Below are 16,983 nucleotides of genomic sequence, written 5' to 3' on the forward strand. Positions count from 1 at the left end.
CATCATTTTTCTATTTTTAACCAGAAAAATGGGCGATGGTTTCAATTGGGTTAAATTTCCGTTGCAAAATAGAGAAAGATTTCATATTTTAAAATTGACGAATGTTTGGACGTTGAAAGTTTTCAATAAAAATTCAATAAGGAAATTAGGCGTGGCAAAATTTGCCGAAATCGCTGTCCCCATACCGGTTTTTCAGATTTACACCTATGAAATTCCGGAAATTTTTCAGGAAGTCATCGTTCCGGGCTCACGCGTATTGGTTCCGCTGGGCAAGAGAAAAATGACGGGTTATGTCATCGCAACAAAGGAAGAATGCAATATCAGCAACCTGAAACTAATCCACGATCTGCTTGATCCCGCTCCTGTCATTTCAGCCGAATTGATCCGACTGGCTCAGTGGATTTCAGAATATTACTTGTGCCCGCTGGGCGAAGTCATTCGTGCGATGCTCCCCGGAGGAATTAATCTGGAGACAAAAACCAGAATTCGACTCCTTGCCTCGCCGGATCAAATTGAAGAATACTTGAAAAACCATCAAGCACCACGTCAGAAAAATATTTTGCAACATCTCCGACAGCAAACTTCAGTAGCGCTCGTGCAACTGCGACGCAAATTTCGCGGCGCCCAACTCTACTCCGCAATTGACAAATTAGTCGCCGAAGGATTAATCAGCAAAGAAGTAACGCTTGCTGACGCTCAGACCAAACCCAAAACAGAGCCCTGGTTGAAAATCCGGCCGGAACTGAAATCAGAGAAAAAGTTTCAGAACGTTTTCGACAAATTGCAAAAAAACGCGCCTGCGCAAGCCACGTGTCTGCATTACATTTTTTCCAAAAAATCCGTTCAACAAAAAGCCCTGCTCAAAGAGCTCGGAACCAGCTCCGCTACAGTCAATACGCTCATCGCCAAAGGCTACATTGAAAAATATCAACGCGAAGTTTTTCGATCATATTTTTTGCTGGACGATCATCAACCGCCGCCAAAATTTACGCTCAACGAATTTCAGACCCGCGCCATTTACCATATCTCCGAAGCCACTTCTAAAGGCGAGTACAAAACATTTCTCGTTCACGGTGTCACCGGCAGCGGCAAGACGCAGGTTTACATTGAAGCGCTGAAACATATCCGCAAATTGGGAAAAACCGCCATCGTGCTGGTGCCGGAAATTTCTCTCACGCCGCAAACAGTGCGCCGCTTCGCGCAAAATTTTCCCGGACAAATCGCTGTGCTGCACAGCCGTATGTCTCCGGGAGAAAGGTACGATTTCTGGCGCAAACTCCAGTCCGGCGATTTAACAATTGCCATCGGCGCGCGCTCTGCGATATTTGCTCCGTTGAAAAATTTGGGACTCATCATTGTGGACGAAGAACATGAGTCATCTTACAAGCAATACGATTCCCGCCCGCTTTACCACGCGCGCGATGTCGCCGTTTACCGGGGCATGCTCAACAAAGCGGCGGTTATTCTGGGCTCTGCCACGCCGTCGCTGGAATCCTATTACAACGCCAAAATTGGTAAATTTCATCTGCTTGAACTACCCACAAGAATAGACGACGTTCCCATGCCCGTTGTTAAAATCGTGAATATGCTCCAGGAGCGCAAACAGCGTCCGGGACAAAAAGTGGATATTTTTTCATCCGCATTGCAGGAGAAAATGAAAGAAAAGATTAAAAAAGGCGAACAAATCATCCTGCTGCAAAACCGGCGCGGTTTTTCCACCTACATTAAATGCAAAGACTGCGGTCATGTGGAGAAATGCGAAAATTGCGACATCACTTTGACTTATCACGCCCAGGGACGCTATTTGCAATGCCACTATTGCCATTACACCAAACGGGCGCCGAGCGCTTGTCCGAAATGTGGCGGCAAGGATATTTTATTTCGCGGTATCGGCACTGAACGTGTGGAAGAAGAAATCCACAAACTTTTTCCCGGGTTCAAAGTCGTGCGCATGGACCTGGACACTACGTCGCGGAAACGCTCCCACCATCAAATTCTCAGCGATTTTGCCCGGGGAAAATATCAAATCTTGTTGGGAACACAAATGGTGGCTAAAGGATTGGATTTTCAAAATGTAACGTTGGTTGGGGTTATTTCAGCCGACACCAGTTTGCTGTTGCCCGATTTTCGTTCAACGGAGCGCACGTTTCAACTGCTAACCCAAGTCGCTGGCCGTGCGGGGAGAAAGGAACTGCTTGGTGAAGTAGTCATCCAATCTTACTCGCCGGACAATTCTGGCCTGAAATTTGCACAATTTCATAACTTCAAGGGCTTTTTTCTCAGTGAGTTACCGCTGAGGAAAGAACTGAATTATCCGCCGTTCGGAAGACTGGCGTATATTTTGTTCAGCGGCGAAGAAGAACAGCGCGTGCAAGACACAGCGGTCAGATTTTTCAATCACTTACGTTTTCCGCCGCAGTACGGCGATATTTTCGGCCCGTTGCCTTCGCCATTATCAAAATTAAAAGGAAAATTTCGTTGGCAAATTATCGTCAAATTTAATAAAAATAGGGACCCGGGCGGTAGAATTTTGCACGAACAATTGAAAAATGCATTACAATCATTTAAAGCTGAAAAGCGGCTTTACCGCGTGAAGATTCAAATTGATATAGATCCGATTTCGCTGTTGTGATTAGTAAATAGCAATTATTTTTTTCATCGAAAAAAAATTGGCATCTTTTTCAATAAAAATCTTGCATTAGCTCAGATTTTATAGTACATTTCATGAGAGGGGAAAACTGTTGCGCATCGCTATCGTTTCTGACATTCACGGAAATCTGGAAGCTTTTGAGGCGGTACTCGCTCAAATTGATGAGGAAAAAATCGACAAGGTCATTTGTCTGGGAGATGTTGTCGGTTACGGACCAAATCCGAATGAGTGCATGAGTCTGGCGCGCGAGCGCTGCCAGACAATATTGATGGGCAATCACGACTACGCTTGTATTTACAAACCGGAAATGTTTTTTTTCAATCATTTCGCCCGTCAGGCCATTGAATTCACGCTCTCAATTATCAAAGAAGAGCATCTGGATTTTATCAATCAATTGCCATTTCTGCACAGCGAAAACGATTTGCTTCTTGTGCACGCAAATCCGCTTCGTCCTGAAGGTTGGGAATACATTTTGTCCATCGATGAAGCGATTTACTATTTCCCCAAATTCTCAGAGAAAATCTGTTTCATCGGCCATTCTCATTTGCCGTCCATTTATGTCGAAAGTGAAGAATCAAAATTTTCATTTATTGAGCAGCGGGAGATCGAGCTCGAAAGCAATTGCCGCTACATCATCAATGTCGGCAGCGTGGGCCAACCCCGCGACGGCAATCCGGCTTCTTCGTTTGGCGTTATTGATTTAGCGCAGCAAACTTTTGAAATTGTACGCGTCGCATACGATATTGAAAAAACGATAGACAGATTTGAGAAAGCCGGGCTTCCAAATTTTTTGGCCCAGCGGCTGCGAATTGGCAAATAGAAAAGATCAACTTTTTTTCAAAACAGGAGAATGAACATCATGGTCAACAAACTGGAAAGCAGCGGAACTCCCATTGTGATTTCGGGCGAGCTGTACAAATCGATTTCGGAAATTGTCGACGATCTCGCCACGAAAATCCGTGCGCGGACGGTCATTTTCGCTGATATGAACGGCCATCCGATCACGCAACGCGGCATCGGAACGGAAATTGATTTGCCGAATCTCACCGCCCTCGGCGCCGGGTCATTTTCCGCGACTGCTCAAATCGCTAAAATCGTCGGAGAGAAAGATCATTTCCGATTCATTTTTCACGAGGGGGAGAAATTCAATCTTTTCCTTTCCAACGTGGGCAACAACTTTATTTTGATCACAGTTTTTGACACTTCTTCCGCGCTGGGAATAGTACGAATTTACACAAAAAGAGCGATTCAAGCAATGGAAGAGATTTTGGGCAAAACAGATACGACCGACGGCGAAGAACATCAATTTTTGGACGTGGAGTTCAGCAAGATTTTGAACCAGGAACTGGAAAAAGCTTTCAAACTTTAAAACGCCAACTTCAACAATTTCAGGGAATAGTAGATGTTCATCAATTGGGCGACAAATGAAATTACGTTAAAAATTGTCTATTACGGACCCGGATTGGGGGGCAAGACAACCAGCCTGCAGCACATTTACCGGCATCTCGATCCGTCGCTGCGCGGCAATTTGGTCACGCTGAACACACGCGAAGATCGCACTCTGTTTTTCGATTTTTTACAACTCGATTTCGGAAAAATTTTGCATCGCCGGCCGCGGTTTAATCTTTACACTGTCCCGGGCCAGGTTTACTACTCCGAAAGCCGCCGCATCATCCTGTCCGGCGTGGACGGAATCGTTTTTGTCGCTGACGCCCAAAAAGAGAGAATGGACGATAATTTAGAGTCGCTGTTAGACCTTGAGAATAATTTGATCGGCATGGGAAAAACACTGCAACACTTCCCCTGGGTGTTGCAAATTAATAAAGTTGATCTTCCAAATCGCGAACATCCAAAAATTTTGAGACAAAAATTAAATTATTTTCAGGTGCCTCAAATCGAAAGCATTGCCACCAAGGGAACCGGCGTCATGCAGGCGCTAAAACTCATTCTGTCAATTGTTGTCAAAAAAATTCAGGCGCAGCCGCAACCTCAGCAAGAAGCAAAAAGGACATACGTATGAGCAAAGAATTATCGCCGCAGGAACAAATCCAGAAATTCATGTCTGAAATCATCAAAGACGGGAATTACGAGACAGCCTATCTGTTTTCCGAAGAAGGACTCACGTTAGCGCGCACAACAAAAGAGCAGCTCATTGAAGAAGACCGCTTTGTGGAAATGTCGATGATTCTGCAAAATATTCAACGCATGGCAGACGTCATGGGCGGCATCAACGACATTCGCGAGTTGATCATCGACGGCAACAATCGCCGAAAAATTGTGTTTCGCTTTTTTCACGCCTTTGATCAGGATTTAGTGCTGGCGCTCATCATCCCCCCGCGCAAACCATACCGTGGTCTGACAAATAAGCTTGTTCGACTGGTACAAAAAATTTCACACGGAGACGCAAAGCCACAAAGTTAAAAAAAATTAGATTCTTTCTTCGTGGCTCCGCGCCTTGGTGTGAAAAAAATCTCTCACACGGGGACACAAAGCCACAAAGATTTTTAATAAAATAGTCAGTTGAAGCAATCAATAAATTACTTTTTTCTTCGTGGCTCCGTGGCTTGGTGTGAAGAAAATCCCTCACACGGGGGCGCAAAGCCACAAAGTTAAAAAAGTTAGATTCTTTCTTTGTGGGCTCCGTGCCTTGGTGTGAGACTAAAAAATATCACATAGAACATAAGTCAAACTTTGCGGCTTTGGTTTGGCAGGTTTTTGAAAGCGGTTTCTCAAATTTTTGAAGAACCGCTTGTTTTTTTTAGATATTTTTGCTAAATTGAATTTTTCAAATTTCAATAATTTCAAACAATGCATCAGCGAATGAAAAAAGACACCCGCTTCTCAGAAAATCGACTGGCAACCTATTCCTGGATTCTTTACGATTTTGCCAATACCATCTATTCCATGAACGTCGTTACCATGTATTTTTCTACGTGGATCGTTGTGGACCTTGCGCTGGGAGATCAGTACGTTTCTTTCGCCAATTCCATGTCTATGCTCATCGTAGCGTTGACCATGCCGATCTTGGGAGAAATTTCCGACCGCTACCATCGCCGCATGCCGTTTCTCATCGCCTACACGCTCATTTGCGTCACCTTCACGGCGCTGATTGGCGTCGCCGGCATTGTGAACACCGACCCTCGCCAGCGCGTGCAATTGGGCATCCTTTTTTTCATCATCGCCAATTACACCTATCAAGGCGGTCTGGTATTTTACAACGCGCTGCTGCCGACGGTTACTTCTCCTCGCAGTCTGGGACGCGTTTCCGGCTACGGCGTTGCCATTGGCTACCTCGGTTCAATTATGGGGCTAATGTTTGTGCTGCCGTTTGTCGAGGGCGCATTTTTTGGCGTCAAGATTCCGTTCATTCACGCCGGTGGCAGCGTTGCTGCGTTCATTCCTTCGGCGATATTGTTTTTAATCTTTGCGTTGCCCGCTTTTGTTTTTATCAAAGAAAACACAGCAGCGAAGCCGCGGGAGTCTTTTCGGCTGGATTTACGGACTTCATTCAAAAAAATCTGGGAAGGCATTTCCAATACGCGCAAATATCCCGGCGTCAGGCGATTTCTGATCGCCAAGTTTTTTTACGAGGACGCAATTCAAACAATTATCATCTTCATGGCGGTTTACGCGCAAAAAGTAATGGGATTTTCCAAGGCGGGAACCACTGAATTTTTTATTGTACTCATTCCGTCGGCGATTGTCGGCTCCGCAATTTTCGGCATTTTAACCGACCACTTCGGCCCGCAAAAAACGTTAACCATCGTGCTATTGGGCTGGATCGTCAGCTTGACAATTCTGATCATCACCCACAAATTAATCATTTTCTGGATCACCGGAGCCTTCATTGGCATTTTCATGGGTTCCACCTGGACAGCGGCGCGGCCGTTACTTATTTCGCTGGTGCCTAAAGAAATGCTGGGCGAATTTTTCGGTCTCTATTCTTTGTCCGGAAAAATCGCCGCGATCTTCGGCCCTATCGTCTGGGCAACGGCTGTCAATGTTTTTGCCAAATATGGCACAATTTTCAAATACAAAGCTGCCATTGGCGCGCTCACGGTGATGATTGTGATTGGCCTTATTTTAGTACAAAAAGTACCAAACGTTAAAAAAGAAGTGTTAGCTGAAAAAATCTGATTGCTCAATCTATTTTTACGCAACTGCCAGATTGGTTACTCCCGCCAAACTATTTCAGCAAAAGAATTTTTCGCACCTGTTCTGATTTCTCTGAGCGCAAACGGCAAAAATAGGTTCCAGATGAAAATCTTTCCCCGTTCCAGATAATTTCATGGAGTCCGGCAGCGAGGTAACCTGATTCCAGGTTTTCAATTAACCGACCATTCAGATCAAAAATATCTAATGAAATGTGCATCGACCTCATCAAAGAAAAACGAACCCGCGTGGTCGCATTAAAAGGATTTGGAAAATTCTGCATTAGAGCAAATTTCCGAACCAGATTTTTCTTTTCCTCTGCCACGACAGAACTGCTCTCCTGAAATCGATAAACGCCATACATTCCCACACCCCATCCGTTGTAGCCATTGACAAACTCCAAATCTGAGCCGCCCCGATCAAATTGCTCGATCCACGTTTTGCCGGTATCGCTGCTAAAATAAATCTTTTTCTGATCTGTCATCCACACATTGGCAGGATTGTCGGGGTCAAATTCGACATCATCTCCCCATTGAGTTTGCGGCGTAGAAAAAGACTCCCAGCTTTCACCGCCGTCAAGAGTGCGCCAGATTTCATGAGTTTTTGAAATTGCCAATCCGACATTCTCATCAAAAAAGCGAAAAACTTGTAAATAGGTTGGAAAATTCGTTGCCTGCCAGGTGTGACCGCCATCGCGGGTTTTGTACAGCCTTTGCGGATTTAATCCCGATGCAAAAAAGTAGCCGACATTAGGGTTGACAAAATCAATGCGGCGCCAGGTATCCCCGGAATAGCCGCCAAATGCAGAATCATTTACAGACACCCAATTTTGTCCGCCGTCAGTTGTACTCAAAAATATCGCCGGCACATCGGGGTTTGTCATTGCCGCCGCATTATCGCCCATCGCAATTCCAGTTTGATCGTCAAACATCTCAATATAATTCATAAAGTTGACAAGAGATGTATCTTCGAATTGTTTCACCCAGAAATCTCCCGCGTTCGGAGTGGAAAAAATTTGCCCGCCGGAAGTGGCAATCCAGATTTTCGCGCTGTCTGGCAGCGCAATATCAACCACGGTTCCCATCACATCTTCTGGCGCATTTATTTCTTGCCAGTTTTTTCCCCCGTTCATCGTTCGAAAAATATTTCGATCGCTAGCCAGAACGGCAATTTGTTCGTTTACGGCGCTGATCACCGCCGCCATGGAAATGCCGGATGGCAGTCCGGCTGTCTGTTTTTCCCACTGCTGTCCCAGAGCGTAGCTCGCACCAAAAACAAGCCACGCCATGACCAAAATTGATTTTTTCTTTTTCATTTTCTCCTCCACCAAATAGTTTAATCCCCTTAATTTACTACTTTTTTGGTCGGAAATCCAGCATTTTTTATTTGCCCACAGATTTTGCTAAAATTATTCTTACTGCAAAAAAACTGGCGTCAGCGTGGCTTGTTAAATTTTCTTCATTTTTTGCTTGCCATTTTCATAATAATTTCGTAAAATTTAGTGTTTCTCATTCCGAAGCGCTTTTTGGGCATTTTGAATTCAGATTGATTTTAAAAATATGAATGACAAGTTAGAAAATATTCTTGTAAATATTACGTTTAAAAACAATGTACTAATTTCAATAAAAATAGTTGATCGTAAAATTTAACTGGTCATTGGTATTAAAAATTAGCTGGTAAAAGGAGGCGGTACACACAAAAGTCCTTTCGATTGCGATTCCTTTTCTTTCGCTTCTTTCGCATTTCTTCTCTCGCTCGGCAAGCAACCAGTGCACTTATTAATCAGTGGAAATTTCAAGCAAAACATTCTCCGTTAAATTTCATGTAATTTTTGAGGTGTGCCATGTCCAAAAATTTACTTTTCATTCTTCTTTTTCTCTTACGCGCTCTGGGCGCGCCGGCAGTGGCTCAAGTTCATGTCACTTTGCCGGATACCGCCGTAGGCGCCGACACTGACCTAATTGTGCCGATTATTGTTGACACGCTGGATCCTTACAATGTTATTTCTCTTGATTTCACGCTGGTTTACGATAGCAACCTCCTGACAGCAAACGATACGCTACTCGCAAATGCTCTGGTAAAACAATTCATGTTAATGCAGACAAATTTGTCAAAAGCCGATACCGTATCGTTTGCCGGCTTCGGAATTTTTCCCATTACAGGAGGAGATACGCTCATTAAAATTTTATTTCACTCGACCAGCAATTCCGGACTTTGTCCGCTCACATTTGCTTCGATCCGTTTCAACGAAGGGGATCCGACGGCAATTATCAGCGACGGCATCGTTCGCGTCAACCTGGCTCCGATCCCGGTTGAACTGTCGTCTTTTCAGTGCGAAACTCGCGGTCACAAAATTTATCTCAACTGGACGACGCTGTCAGAGAAAAACAATTACGGCTTTTCAGTACAGCGGGCAATTTGTCAAAATTTGATTTCAGAGCCAGACATCAATTCCTGGAAAAAAATTTCCTTTGTGCCGGGACATGGAACGACTGCCGACCGTCACGACTACGAATTTCGTGATGATGCGGAAAATTTTTCAAATTGCTTTTTGTACTATCGTCTGAAACAAATCGACGTCGATGGCAGTTTTAAATTTTCACCCATTCGCCAGATCCACTTGCTGCCACGCCGATTTTCATTGGCGCAGAATTTTCCCAATCCGTTCAATTCCGCCACCAAAGTCAAATTTACGACGCCATTCTCCGGCACGGCGAGCGTTCACGTGTACAATGTCCGGGGACAGAAAATATTCACGTTAATCGACAGAAAAACGATGCCAGCCGGAAGTCACGAATTTAGCATCGATATGAACAGCTATCCGGCGGGGGTTTATTTTTATGAAATAAACTTTGTCGGAGAGCGAAATTTTCATCAGACAAACAAAATGATTTATCTCAAATAAAATGATCCGTTGCCGAGATGTACCTCACCTGATAGGCGGAGTACGTCTCTACAAATTTCAGGAAAATTATTGCGCATTTCAAATTTACGCTTGCTTCTTTGAAAAATATTTTTTACATTTTTGTTAAATTCAAAAGCTGCGATTCAAACAAAGGAGCAAGCGATGGGTTGGATTCGACGCCAGTGGACGCCAAAGGACGCTGACGAATGGCGCAAAGAAGACTGGCTAGCGATTATTCTTTCTGTACTGGCCTTTATTACATTAACCGTTGGGAGCGCGCTATCATTTTTGCTCATCCCCAGCGGTTTTATTATTTTAGGAATCGGGATTCTCATTTCCGCGCTCATGTACTGGATAATTGACCCAAAACTCCGCACGATCTCTACGGAATACGAGAAAAAGCAAAAAAACTATTTATTAGATCTGGAAAAAATTCAAAAATGGGAGGATACCGAATGAGCAAAGGATTTGCGGTTGTCATCGGGATGAGTATCGCCTACGCCGCATCACTCATCGGCATGATTTTCGCGTACATTTACTACAAGAAAAATAAAGCGCACACTGAGAAAAAACACGAAGGACAAAACCAATGATCGCTTTACTTGCGCAAACGACAACGCACATTGGCGCTCCCATTCTGGGCGTAATTATTCCGGCTTTCATTTTCGGATTCTCTTTTCTGGTCACCTATTTGTTAATCCGTCATTTCATGAAACAAAATAACAACAACGACTAATATTTTCTCAGCATCCACATCCGGAGGAATTCAATGGTTACATTTGCATTTCTGGACTGGCTCTGGCTCATTTTGTTCATCATCCTGATGGTCATCTGCGGAATAATTTTTTATCGACTGGGAAAACGATCGCAGTCGGACTTTTTTCTCGCCGGCAGAGGGTTGCCATGGTGGCTTCCGGCATCTTCGGTTTACGCCACCCACACGGCGACAGACACGCCCATCTGGGTCGCCGGCGTCGTTTACAAATACGGACTCGCCGGTCTCTGGTACGCTTTTTTCTGCGCCTGGGCGGCAATCAGCTCTTTTGTTTCCACGCGAATTTTCAGACGATCGTTAGCATATAGTCAGGCTGAATGGCAGGGTTTACGCTTCGGCGGACTGGGCGCCGAAATGTTGCGTGGCTGGGTCGCCGGCTGGCAGGTTTTTATGAATATGTTCATTCTCGGCTGGGTTGGCATCGCCATGGGAAAATTGTGCAGCATGCTGTTCGGCTGGGATCTGTGGGTCGGACTGGTTGTTTTTACCTCAATCGGCGCTATTTACGTGCTGTCTTCCGGCTACTGGGGCGTCGTCATGGCTGATTTTCAGCAGGGAGTCATCGCTTTTTTTGTGATTGCGATCGTGTCGATTTGGGGCATGATCGCCGCCGGCGGACCGCAGAAAATTATTGCCAAAATGAAAAATTTCAACAGTACGTGCGAATGGACAATTCCTCAAACTGATGAGCCCACACATGCTTTCATCCGCATTACAGACCCTGAATCGGGCGACACATTTGTCGAATCAACCGATCCCTTTGTCATTTCTCCCGAAGCCAATGAGCAAAAATATCACGCGACGGAAAACCGCGTCCACAAACTCGTTGACGACGGCTTACGCCACGAAAAACTGGCTATTTTGTTCCCGTCGCAAGGAGACACTGTTTTCAGCGACGAGGATTACAACATTGTCTGGACAGCCGGAAAGACAAAAAAATTAGTCAATGTTGAATATTCACTTGATCAAAAAAACTGGGAAACTATTGCCGAGCACCGTCTTGACGGCCAAGGCTGGCGGTTGAACATGTTTAGTTTCACCGGCATGTTCAAAGGGCAATTTCCTGTTTTTTGGTACATCACGATGATGATCATCGCTATCATTGGCGGCTTCGGCATGGGCACAAATATCGACTGGTACACCGAAGCGCAGCGTGTGCAATCCGCCAAAACCGTGCGCGACGCTTCCTACAGCGTCTGGGCCGGCACAGTATTAGTTCTGCTGCGAAATTCCATCTGGGCCGCGGCGATTATCGGCTTTTTTGTTCTGTTTCCGCATTTAGCGTCAATGTCGGAATATGAAATGGCGTGGTACAAAGTCGGTTTCGGATTTTTGCCGGTCGGCATGGTCGGATTTCTTTTTGCCGGCATTTTGGCGATCCACATGTCCACGGTATCCACGCAGCTCAATTTGGGCGCCATGTACGCGACGCGCGATTTTTACCATCATTACGTCAACCCGCAAGCCAGCGAAAAACGGCTGGTGATTGTGGGCAGAATTTCCACGTTCATCATTTTGCTCGGCTCTTTCGCTTTCGGCATTATCATCGGCGAAGAAATCACGCAGTGGCTCATTTTTGCGCTGTGGATCATGGCTGCCGGCGTCTGGCTGCCCAATATTTTACAAGTTGTCTGGTGGCGATTCAACTCCTGGGGCTACCTCAGCTCCTGGATTGCCAATCTGGGTTTGAGTTGGCTGATCGTCTGGATCTTGCCGAAATTTGGCGTCATTCCCGCGTTGCCTGATTACCTGCAATTCTGGATTTTAATCGCGCTCAATGCGATGATTTATTTGCCAATCACGTTTCTGTCAAAACCGGAAAACATGGACCATCTGGTAAAATATTACGTAATGTCCAGACCCATCGGTTTCTGGGGACCTGTCAAAAGAGAAGCGATAAAAAAAGGCTTGATTTAATATTTTTCCGGTAAATTTTTTCCGGCAAGGGCTGTCGTCGCGCATGGCAGCCCTTGCTATTTTCAATCAATACAATATTTTTCTTGACTTTTTGTTGTTAATTAGATAAATTTTTAGATTATTATCTCTGTTGCAGTTAGCTTTTTCCTGTTTTTTGCTCGTCGCTTGACATTTGACGTCAATAATTTTAACAGCGGCGATTGCACTAAAATAAGTTAAAAAAAATAACAAACCCAATTCGCTTCTCAGACATCAAAAAACACACAGGTAGAAATGGGCGATTTAATTTCAATTATTCTCTATGTCATTGGCGGGATAAGCTTCTTTTTTGTCGGCATTACCGTCATCGCTTTAACCTACATGCTCAAGCCGCACCAATACGACTCTTTCGTAAAATGGCTCTGTCGCGCATTTTTGCGCACGATGTTCATTCGCGTTGAGACTATCGGAAAGCAAAAAATTGACCCGCAAAAAACTTATATTTTCATGTCCAATCACGTAAATATTTTTGACGCATTTGTTTTGAATGGCTCAATTCCGAACTTTGCTCGCGGCGTGGAATTGGAAAAACATTTCGATTGGCCTATTTGGGGTCATGTCATCACCAAATTTGGCAACATTCCCATCAGCCAGACGAAATTTTTGAGTGCGGCAAAAAGTCTGGAAAAAGCGGAGCAAGCAATCAAAGACGGGACGTCTATCATCATTTTGCCGGAAGGACACAGAACAAGGAACGGCAAATTGCTGCCCTTTATGCGCGGGCCTTTTCTTCTGGCTTTACGCGCCAAAGCCGATATTGTCCCCATGGCGATGATTGGCTCTTTTGAAATAAAAAAAGTAAAGCAGTCCCGCATTCGACCGGGAAAAATTAAAGTGGTATTCGGCGACGCCATTCGCTACGAGGACTTTCACCACCTCAATTCCAAGCAATTGAAAGAACACGTACGACAGGAAATGCAAAAATTAATTGACAGCTTTTCAGCAAAAGATCGGTAAGCATGAAAAAAAACAACAAGAAAATTCACTACATTGACGGCGCTCGACTCAAGAGAGCCATCATCGCCGGCAGTCAAATTGTCTTTCGCAACAAAGAACATTTGAATAAAATAAATGTCTTTCCCGTTCCCGACGGCGATACCGGCACCAACCTGGCGCTGACCATGACGCAAGTCAACGAAGATTTGCAGCAATCTTCGGACAGATCTGTTTCCGATGTTTCCAGAGATCTTGCGGATGCGGCGCTTCGCGGCGCGCAGGGAAATTCCGGAGCAATTTTAGCTCAATTTTTTCACGGATTCGCCGAGGCTGTCGGCGGAAGAGTCAAACTAACAACCAAACATTTTGCCGAAGCTGTCCAGCACGCAAAAAAATCTGCCCGGGAAGCCATGTCCGAACCGCGCGAGGGCACAATCATCACGGTTATTTCCGATTGGGCGAATTCCGTTGAAAATATCGCTCACAAAACAGACGATTTTATTGAATTGCTGAAAAACAGCATGTCCCGCGCCAAGCAGGCGCTGAAAGAAACGCCGCAAAAATTGGACGTCTTAAAAAAAGCCGGCGTTGTTGACGCCGGCGGCCAGGGATTTGTTAATTTGCTGGAAGGAATTATTCACTTTATTGAAAAAGGCAAAATTAAGGATGCGGCACACTATTCTTCCTTTACAAAAAGCGGCGCCGATTCTCCGCGAAATGTCTCTGATGACATTCGCTTCCGCTATTGCACAGAATGTGTCTTCGAAGCGGTCAACACGGATCGTAAAAAATTGCAGCGCATTCTTGCTGATTTCGGCGATTCCATGATCATCGTCGGCGGTCCCAAAAAATTTCGCATTCACATTCATACGAATTATCCGCAAAAAGCATTCAAAACGCTGAACACACTGGGAGTTGTGACTTCCCCCAAAGTGGACGACATGAAAAAACAACATCGGCGGTCATTTTCCAAAAAGAAAATCAAAAAATTCGGCGTGGTTGTTGACTCTTCCTGTGATTTGCCAGAGGACTTTCTCGTGAGTAATGACGTGCATATAATTCCCGTACGCCTGACTTTTGGCGAACAAACTTATCGCGACAAATTTGACATCACACCCGAAGAATTTTACCAAAAGTTAGCTGAAAGCCCATTCCATCCTAAATCATCACAACCTGTTTACAAGGACGTCAAACAAATTTTAGATGAAATTATTCCTGATTATGAGCAGTTGATTGCTATTTTGCTGCCGCGAGCGGTGAGCGGGACTTTTCAGGTCGTCCGGAACGCTGCGAAAAATTACGGCGAGGATAAAATAGTTTGCGTTGATGGAAAAACTATTTCCGGTGCGACAGGATTAATCGTCATGGAAGCGATTGAAGCGATCAAACAGGAACTTCCGCTGGAGCAGATACTGGAAAAAATAAATTACGCGGTGGAAAACACGCACATTTTCATTTCTGTTCCCACGCTCGAATATCTGGTCAAAGGCGGACGTATCAGCGCGTCCAAAGGGCTGCTGGGCAAAATATTGAGATTGAGCCCATTGGTTTCATTCAACAACGAGGGCAAACTTGTTCCTATTGGTAAGGCTTTCGGGGAACAAAATTCACTGAAAAAAATGGTAAAAATGGCTGTGGAAAAAGCCGAAGAATATGAAGAAAGACGCTTCATTGTCGCTCACGCCAACGCACCGGAAAAGGCAAAATGGACAGTAGAACAAATCCGGCGCTTTTTTATGCCGGAAGAACATATTCCTGTTGTGACAGTGACTCCGGCGCTGGGTGTTCACGCCGGGCCTGGCGCAGTAGGTCTCGCTTTTTTAGGTAAAAATAAAAAGTCTTAACTTTCAAAGAAAGGGTTTTTATGCTATCATTGATTGCAATTATTGTGTTGAGCTACCTGGCCGGGTCAATTCCGACGAGCATTATTGCCTCCAAATTATTCCGCGGCATCGACATTCGCGATCACGGCAGCGGAAACGCGGGAGCCACGAACGCCTTTCGCGTGCTCGGCTGGAAAATCGGCTTGCTGGTCGCTTTAATAGACGTCGGCAAAGGCGTTTTTGCCACACTGTTAATTTCAAAATTACGTTTTACCGGCTCGCCCATCGACTTTTTAACCACAGATGTCGTCCAAATCATCGCCGGCATGTCCGCGATTTTCGGCCACATCTGGACAATCTTTGCCAGCTTCAAAGGCGGGAAAGGAGTCGGAACCGCCGCCGGTATGTTATTTTCGCTTTACCCCATCGCCGGCGTCATCTGTCTCGCGGTTTTTGTAATTATGCTTTTCACTTTCGGCTTCGTTTCTCTGGGATCAATCTCCGCAGCCATCGCCTTTCCGATAGTCGTGGCAGTACTCAAGAACCAACAGGGCTATTCCGACACCCTATTCTATTTTGCCATTTTCATCGCGCTGCTGATTGTATTTACGCACCGCTCGAATATTCGACGATTGCTTAAAGGTGAGGAGAATAAGGTGCCGTTTAAAAGAAAAAAAGAGAAATGAATTGAAACGCATCCTAACACAGTAGGGAATGCAAATTTGCATTCCCTACTGTTAATTATTCAACCGAATTAACAGAAACCTCTTTCCCTCTGCCAAAAACAAAATGCAAAACAATCCATAGAAATAAAAATGAAAACACAAAAAGAGCGACTTCGCCGGCAAATATAAAATCAGAGTCCCCGAAAAATCCTGCTGCAAAGTCCGCCAATGAATGCAAAAAAATACAGGCGAGCAGCGCCGGAAGAATTTTCTTCTTTTCAATGCCATAGACAATCCACGTTGCGGTTCCGACGTGAAATAACGTCGCAGAAATTCTTTCCAGGCTGCCTAACATCGCATCCCCAAACGTGAAATCCGACATTCCGGCCTGCCAGCCCATCAAGACGATGAAAACAATTTCCGCTAACGAAAATCCAAGGCCGAGGTTGATACCGAGATGGGCAAAGGGAGCGACAGGCGAAGATCCCTGTGTTCGTTTCAATTCCAGCAACACGGGCATGCCCTTAGCGATTTCCTGGCCGATTCCGGCGGCTAAGGCATAATAGATGATTTCCCACAGAGAAAAATGAGCCGCGCCGATATGAGGTACCGGCAGGAAAATTTTAAATCCGACTTTCCACACCACAACCGGCAAGGCGATTAAACCATGAAGCGCGATGCCAACGAAAAAGAAACTCATGCCATAAGAAAGATAACGCCAGTCAATTGCTTTTTTTATCAGACGGAGCAAAATTACTCCGACCAAAAAGCTAATTCCTGAGCTTAAAAGAAGATACGAAAAGATGTTTAACAAAACCATCGCCTTTTTCCCGATTCGCAGAGCAGTAAATTAGATGAGTTCTGACAGAAAAAATTTAAAAAAATTTTGCGACCAAAGTAACGATCACAATAATCGCCACCAGCACCACAATCGCCAGAGGATGACCAAAATTGATTGTGTAACCCACGCCAAATCGCTTGGGTACAAATATTTTTTTGTTATCGGGATTCCAGTAGATGATGCCGAAATAATAGTGGGATTTTTCTTTTTCTTCTTCCATTTTAGAATTCCTTAAAATTGTAGCTCTCGTTCAAAATTATTTAACCATTCAAAGGCTTGG

At 44.8% G+C, this 16,983-nt stretch carries 16 protein-coding genes; 13 read left to right on the forward strand and 3 right to left on the reverse strand.

From position 1 onward, the window contains the following. Positions 1 to 151 precede the first annotated feature (151 nt). The 6 genes from priA (at position 152) to GXO74_16665 (ending at position 6,787) form a co-directional block, all read left to right on the forward strand. Positions 152 to 2,632, forward strand: coding sequence for a primosomal protein N' (gene priA / locus GXO74_16640; GenBank protein NOZ63283.1), 2,481 nt, complete (start codon positions 152 to 154; stop codon positions 2,630 to 2,632). A 109-nt stretch (positions 2,633 to 2,741) separates the two neighbouring features. Continuing rightward, positions 2,742 to 3,470: a metallophosphoesterase family protein gene (locus GXO74_16645; GenBank protein ID NOZ63284.1), complete on the forward strand. Its 729-nt coding sequence runs from the start codon at positions 2,742 to 2,744 to the stop codon at positions 3,468 to 3,470. Between the two features lie 39 nt (positions 3,471 to 3,509). Further along, entirely contained in the window at positions 3,510 to 4,019 is a 510-nt protein-coding gene (locus GXO74_16650) for a hypothetical protein (GenBank protein ID NOZ63285.1), read from the forward strand. Positions 4,020 to 4,052: 33 nt separating this feature from the next. Then, positions 4,053 to 4,670: a GTPase domain-containing protein gene (locus GXO74_16655; protein ID NOZ63286.1), complete on the forward strand. Its 618-nt coding sequence runs from the start codon at positions 4,053 to 4,055 to the stop codon at positions 4,668 to 4,670. Next, entirely contained in the window at positions 4,667 to 5,071 is a 405-nt protein-coding gene (locus GXO74_16660) for a hypothetical protein (protein NOZ63287.1), read from the forward strand. Before GXO74_16655 ends, GXO74_16660 begins: the two co-directional genes overlap by 4 nt. A gap of 399 nt (positions 5,072 to 5,470) precedes the next feature. Further along, positions 5,471 to 6,787 (forward strand): MFS transporter, encoded by a 1,317-nt coding sequence (locus tag GXO74_16665; GenBank protein ID NOZ63288.1) that lies wholly within the window; start codon positions 5,471 to 5,473, stop codon positions 6,785 to 6,787. Positions 6,788 to 6,836: 49 nt separating this feature from the next. Here the strand turns inward: GXO74_16665 and GXO74_16670 are convergent, their stop codons facing one another. Next, positions 6,837 to 8,117, reverse strand: a complete 1,281-nt coding sequence (locus tag GXO74_16670; GenBank protein NOZ63289.1) for a T9SS type A sorting domain-containing protein — start codon at positions 8,115 to 8,117, stop codon at positions 6,837 to 6,839. 528 nt (positions 8,118 to 8,645) lie between these two features. On the opposite strand from GXO74_16670, the gene GXO74_16675 reads away from it, so the two are divergent. From GXO74_16675 to plsY, 7 genes are all read left to right on the forward strand, one after another. Then, positions 8,646 to 9,707 carry a T9SS type A sorting domain-containing protein gene (locus GXO74_16675; protein ID NOZ63290.1) on the forward strand — a complete coding sequence of 354 codons (1,062 nt, stop codon included), beginning with the start codon at positions 8,646 to 8,648 and terminating at the stop codon, positions 9,705 to 9,707. A 162-nt stretch (positions 9,708 to 9,869) separates the two neighbouring features. Then, positions 9,870 to 10,166 carry a hypothetical protein gene (locus GXO74_16680; protein ID NOZ63291.1) on the forward strand — a complete coding sequence of 99 codons (297 nt, stop codon included), beginning with the start codon at positions 9,870 to 9,872 and terminating at the stop codon, positions 10,164 to 10,166. A 130-nt stretch (positions 10,167 to 10,296) separates the two neighbouring features. After that, a complete protein-coding gene (locus tag GXO74_16685; protein ID NOZ63292.1) occupies positions 10,297 to 10,443 on the forward strand; it encodes a hypothetical protein in 147 nt (48 codons plus the stop codon). A 33-nt stretch (positions 10,444 to 10,476) separates the two neighbouring features. Beyond that, positions 10,477 to 12,399, forward strand: a complete 1,923-nt coding sequence (locus GXO74_16690) for a sodium:solute symporter (protein ID NOZ63293.1) — start codon at positions 10,477 to 10,479, stop codon at positions 12,397 to 12,399. 273 nt (positions 12,400 to 12,672) lie between these two features. Next, a complete protein-coding gene (locus GXO74_16695; GenBank protein NOZ63294.1) occupies positions 12,673 to 13,395 on the forward strand; it encodes a 1-acyl-sn-glycerol-3-phosphate acyltransferase in 723 nt (240 codons plus the stop codon). A 2-nt stretch (positions 13,396 to 13,397) separates the two neighbouring features. Continuing rightward, a complete protein-coding gene (locus GXO74_16700; GenBank protein ID NOZ63295.1) occupies positions 13,398 to 15,218 on the forward strand; it encodes a DegV family EDD domain-containing protein in 1,821 nt (606 codons plus the stop codon). Positions 15,219 to 15,238: 20 nt separating this feature from the next. Continuing rightward, on the forward strand, positions 15,239 to 15,883 hold the full coding sequence (gene plsY, locus GXO74_16705) for a glycerol-3-phosphate 1-O-acyltransferase PlsY (GenBank protein NOZ63296.1): 645 nt from the start codon (positions 15,239 to 15,241) through the stop codon (positions 15,881 to 15,883). A 55-nt stretch (positions 15,884 to 15,938) separates the two neighbouring features. On the opposite strand, the gene GXO74_16710 is transcribed toward plsY, so the two are convergent. Next, positions 15,939 to 16,682, reverse strand: coding sequence for a YhfC family intramembrane metalloprotease (locus tag GXO74_16710; protein NOZ63297.1), 744 nt, complete (start codon positions 16,680 to 16,682; stop codon positions 15,939 to 15,941). A 55-nt stretch (positions 16,683 to 16,737) separates the two neighbouring features. Then, positions 16,738 to 16,923, reverse strand: a complete 186-nt coding sequence (locus GXO74_16715; GenBank protein ID NOZ63298.1) for a hypothetical protein — start codon at positions 16,921 to 16,923, stop codon at positions 16,738 to 16,740. Positions 16,924 to 16,983 lie beyond the last annotated feature (60 nt).

This window comes from Calditrichota bacterium, assembly GCA_013152715.1.
In the GTDB taxonomy this organism is placed as follows: Bacteria; Zhuqueibacterota; Zhuqueibacteria; order Thermofontimicrobiales; family Thermofontimicrobiaceae; genus 4484-87.

Excerpts from the sequence above, each read along its gene's own strand:
- GXO74_16650 (NOZ63285.1), top strand. The coding sequence starts at position 3,510 with ATGGTCAACAAACTGGAAAGCAGCGGAACTCCCATTGTGATTTCGGGC.
- GXO74_16655 (NOZ63286.1), top strand. The coding sequence starts at position 4,053 with ATGTTCATCAATTGGGCGACAAATGAAATTACGTTAAAAATTGTCTAT.
- GXO74_16660 (NOZ63287.1), top strand. The coding sequence starts at position 4,667 with ATGAGCAAAGAATTATCGCCGCAGGAACAAATCCAGAAATTCATGTCT.
- GXO74_16665 (NOZ63288.1), top strand. The coding sequence starts at position 5,471 with ATGAAAAAAGACACCCGCTTCTCAGAAAATCGACTGGCAACCTATTCC.
- GXO74_16670 (NOZ63289.1), bottom strand. The coding sequence starts at position 8,117 with ATGAAAAAGAAAAAATCAATTTTGGTCATGGCGTGGCTTGTTTTTGGT.
- GXO74_16675 (NOZ63290.1), top strand. The coding sequence starts at position 8,646 with ATGTCCAAAAATTTACTTTTCATTCTTCTTTTTCTCTTACGCGCTCTG.
- GXO74_16680 (NOZ63291.1), top strand. The coding sequence starts at position 9,870 with ATGGGTTGGATTCGACGCCAGTGGACGCCAAAGGACGCTGACGAATGG.
- GXO74_16685 (NOZ63292.1), top strand. The coding sequence starts at position 10,297 with ATGATCGCTTTACTTGCGCAAACGACAACGCACATTGGCGCTCCCATT.
- GXO74_16690 (NOZ63293.1), top strand. The coding sequence starts at position 10,477 with ATGGTTACATTTGCATTTCTGGACTGGCTCTGGCTCATTTTGTTCATC.
- GXO74_16695 (NOZ63294.1), top strand. The coding sequence starts at position 12,673 with ATGGGCGATTTAATTTCAATTATTCTCTATGTCATTGGCGGGATAAGC.
- GXO74_16700 (NOZ63295.1), top strand. The coding sequence starts at position 13,398 with ATGAAAAAAAACAACAAGAAAATTCACTACATTGACGGCGCTCGACTC.
- plsY (NOZ63296.1), top strand. The coding sequence starts at position 15,239 with ATGCTATCATTGATTGCAATTATTGTGTTGAGCTACCTGGCCGGGTCA.
- GXO74_16710 (NOZ63297.1), bottom strand. The coding sequence starts at position 16,682 with ATGGTTTTGTTAAACATCTTTTCGTATCTTCTTTTAAGCTCAGGAATT.
- GXO74_16715 (NOZ63298.1), bottom strand. The coding sequence starts at position 16,923 with ATGGAAGAAGAAAAAGAAAAATCCCACTATTATTTCGGCATCATCTAC.